We start from the raw sequence: 670 nt of genomic DNA, 5'->3' as shown, positions 1-670 counted from the left end.
ATACTGCTACCAAGTCGCGGGCACCGTTGGTATTTTGATGTGCGACGTCATGCGAATTAACAATGAACAAGCCTTGCATCATGCGGTTCACCTCGGCATTGCCTTACAGCTCACCAATATCGCGCGGGATGTCGGCGAAGACGCAAGCATAGGCCGATGCTACATACCAAAGGATTGGACAGACCAATTAAGCGCTTGCGAGCTTGTACAACGCAAAACACCGACGAGCGAACTCGCCACTGCCAGCAAACGACTCTTAACACTGGCCGATCACTACTATAAAAGCGGTCTGTTCGGCATAGCATATTTACCTCCACGCGCCGGTTTCGCCATTCAGCTAGCTGCACATGTATACCGAGATATTGGTCGCGATCTGCAACGTCATCGCTATAACAATCTCAGCTACCGTGCGCACAGTTCGCTCACGAGAAAACTGTGGCTCACATTGGTCATGTTGAGCGGCCGCGAAGAGCGATTACTGCAAAATATACCAGAGCCGACCAAACCCAACTATCCCTTATTCCAGCTAAACAGTTATGCCTACTAAAACGCTGCTCCAAGAAACGCAAGACCTACTGATTGTTGGGGCAGGGTGCAGTGGTTTATCGCTAGCAAGGGAGTTGGCATTACGCGGCTATCGGGGCAAGGTGGTGTTACTGGATCAACGAAC

The 670-nt window shown here is 50.9% G+C and carries 2 protein-coding genes; both read left to right on the top strand.

Translation table 11 applies throughout. The features are described 5' to 3' along the window. On the top strand, positions 1–547 hold a 547-nt coding region (locus A3738_RS10075; protein WP_197473784.1), incomplete at its 5' end, for a squalene/phytoene synthase family protein. Beyond that, on the top strand, positions 537–670 hold a 134-nt coding region (locus A3738_RS32590; protein ID WP_156504181.1), incomplete at its 3' end, for an FAD-dependent oxidoreductase. The genes A3738_RS10075 and A3738_RS32590, both read left to right, overlap by 11 nt.

It is taken from the genome of Oleiphilus sp. HI0066, assembly GCF_001635725.1.
The sequence above is the reverse complement of the archived record's forward strand: the minus strand, read 5'-3'. Positions and strand labels throughout refer to the sequence as shown.